1 protein-coding gene and 2 pseudogenes are annotated in these 2,556 nt (G+C 41.2%); 2 read left to right on the forward strand and 1 reads right to left on the reverse strand.

What is annotated here, in order from left to right:
* Window positions 1-810 (reverse strand): annotated as a pseudogene (locus ABD909_RS05100) (DUF4815 domain-containing protein); the annotation flags it as partial.
* A 162-nt stretch (window positions 811-972) separates the two neighbouring features.
* On the opposite strand from ABD909_RS05100, the pseudogene ABD909_RS05105 reads away from it, so the two are divergent.
* Window positions 973-2,120 (forward strand): annotated as a pseudogene (locus ABD909_RS05105) (tyrosine-type recombinase/integrase).
* A 210-nt stretch (window positions 2,121-2,330) separates the two neighbouring features.
* Window positions 2,331-2,531 carry a helix-turn-helix transcriptional regulator gene (locus ABD909_RS05110; RefSeq protein ID WP_345096889.1) on the forward strand — a complete coding sequence of 67 codons (201 nt, stop codon included), beginning with the start codon at window positions 2,331-2,333 and terminating at the stop codon, window positions 2,529-2,531.
* The last annotated feature ends 25 nt before the right edge of the window (window positions 2,532-2,556 follow it).

Here is a 2,556-nt window from a genome sequence, read left to right on the forward strand (position 1 = left end):
TTGCGCTGTCACTTTATCAGCCTGCACGCTTGCGCGGTAACGGTAAGTCACCATATAGCTGCTTCCCGGTAACGGTTCATCGCCCACAGGTGCCCAATCAATGGTATCTCCGGTCTTTTTAAAATCTATGCCTTCTTTAAATTCCTTTGTTCCTTGGACAATTTTGATAAATGCTGTGATACTTTTATCGGGAACGCCATCACGTCCTGCGGCAACCGCACCACGAGTGATCTGGGCGGTTTTTTCTTTTGTCAATAAAATGGAATGAACATCGGCAATGGGAGCGTAATAGGTTTTAAAGGTAAAGCTTTTTTCTTGGTTTTTTGGTGTAAAAATATGGGTTTCACTAGGAACCGCGCTTGTCGCAAAGTCTTCTACCTCTTCATGGCGCAAAGCGGCTAAGCGTTTGCGTTTAAAGCCATTGATATTGGCTTCTCCCTCTTGGATACTGAACACTTGCTTTTGTCCCTCTTGTCCCAAAGCTGTCACACGACAACCATTGACGATATAATGCCCATGGGCGCGGTCATACGTTGCAATAGCTTGCATAGCGGGTTCAAGCAGTGAGGGTGATTTTTGATCAATGAGAACACCATCTTGCAAAATATAAACCGGAAAGAATGTTCCTTGCTGTTCATCATCTTTGAGAGCCCAGATAAGTTTTGCCACCTCGCGTGCAGCACCTCCTTCTCCTTCTGCTAAAGATCCCGGAACTTGTCCTAAGAGCTGTGGGTCCTCTTCATGAGTTATCCAGCTTTTTTGCAGTTTTACACCGATTTCTATGCGTCCAACCATGGGCAATGTATTGATTTATAATGATAATCTAGCGTTATTCATATTGAATGAGAACTCCGAATAACGTAGGATTCTCTCATTTCAAATCTCTCTATCTTGAATCAATCAAAATCACTCATTTGCACATCACAAGCGGGATGAGTGTGTGGATAAAATTTGTATAAGAAAGGAGTAAAAATGGTCCTTATGAACCGTCTTAATGCAAGATCTGTCGCAACATTGGGGGCTGGCAAATATAATGATGGTGCCGGCTTGCTTCTTCATAAGCGTAAAGATGGTGGTGCTCAATGGATTTACCGTTATACTCTTCATGGGCGGCGCCGCGAAATGGGCTTGGGTGCTTTAAGAGATGTCTCTTTAAAACAAGCCCGTGAATTGGCAACGGGGTGGCGCTCTGTTTTACGTGAAGGTCGTGATCCCATTAAAGAACGCGATAAACAAAAGCGTGAGGCAATAAGCAATCTCCATTATTTAAAAGATATCGCCTTGAATGCTTTTGAAAGTCGTAAAGCTGAATTAAAAAATGATGGCAAGGCTGGAGATTGGCTTTCACCTTTAAAACTGCATATTTTACCAAAATTAGGCTGTCTGCCGGTTTCAGAGATTACACAAACAGAANTATTTGGCATTCAAAAGCTGGAGTTGCTTATAGAGCTCTTAATCGTCTTAATATATGTCTCAAACATGCGGCTGCATTAGGATTGGATGTTGATTTACAAGCAACCGAAAAAGCACGCGCGCTCTTAGGGAAACAACGTCATAAGGTTACTAATAGACCAGCCATGGATTGGAAAGATGTGCCTACCTTTTATCAGTCACTCTGTAAAACACAAAACATAACACGACTGGCGTTGCGTTTGCTTATTCTGACAGGCGTTCGTACACGTCCTTTACGTCATATTCATAAAGATCAAGTTGACGGTGATATATGGACCATACCTGCTGAAGATATGAAAGGTAGACGTGATGCTACAACAGAGTTTCGTGTCCCTTTATCTTCTGAAGCATTAGAAATCTTAAAACAAGCGCGCCTGCTTTCTCACAATGATTTCTTCTTTTCTGCAACCGGTCGGGGGCCCCTTGCTGAACGTTGTATGGCTCAATATATGAGAGATAATAAACTTGAAGCCTGTCCCCATGGATTTCGTTCTAGTTTACGCGATTGGCTTGCTGAAACAACCGATGCCTCCTATGAGGTCGCTGAAACCATTCTAGCTCATACAGTAGGCGGCAAAGTAGAACGTGCTTATCGTCGTACTGATTATTTAGAACAGCGTCGTGTTTATATGGATAAATGGGCCGCTTATGTGACAGGTCAATCTTAAGATATGGGGTGCATAACCCCATTATCTGTGGATAACTTTCTCTCTCTCTTCTCTCATATCATCTCAATAAGACTCATAAATTATCACATGAGAAAATATATAATAAAATACTGTTTTCTATGAATAAAATACCTTAAAAAATGAACCAAAATGTGTTTAATAAATAGGCATGATTTGTTCTCATTTTTTTACTTTTGAAAGGAAATTATAATGACAGAAAACGATGTTCTTTTAACTGACCGTGAAAGTGCAAAATTGCTTCATATGAGTGTTTCAACTTTCCGACGTCATGTGACCAATGGCTCTTTGCCAAAACCTTTAAAATTTGGTTTCTTATCGCGTTGGTTACAATCGGATCTTATCAATGTCATCGAACAAGCAAAACAGCAACGTCAAAGTGATGCGGCATAAAAAAACCTTGTCACGTAAGGACAGA

The organism is Bartonella acomydis (assembly GCF_039543025.1).
GTDB lineage: Bacteria > Pseudomonadota > Alphaproteobacteria > Rhizobiales > Rhizobiaceae > Bartonella > Bartonella acomydis.

Excerpts from the sequence above, each read along its gene's own strand:
- ABD909_RS05110 (WP_345096889.1), top strand. The coding sequence starts at position 2,331 with ATGACAGAAAACGATGTTCTTTTAACTGACCGTGAAAGTGCAAAATTG.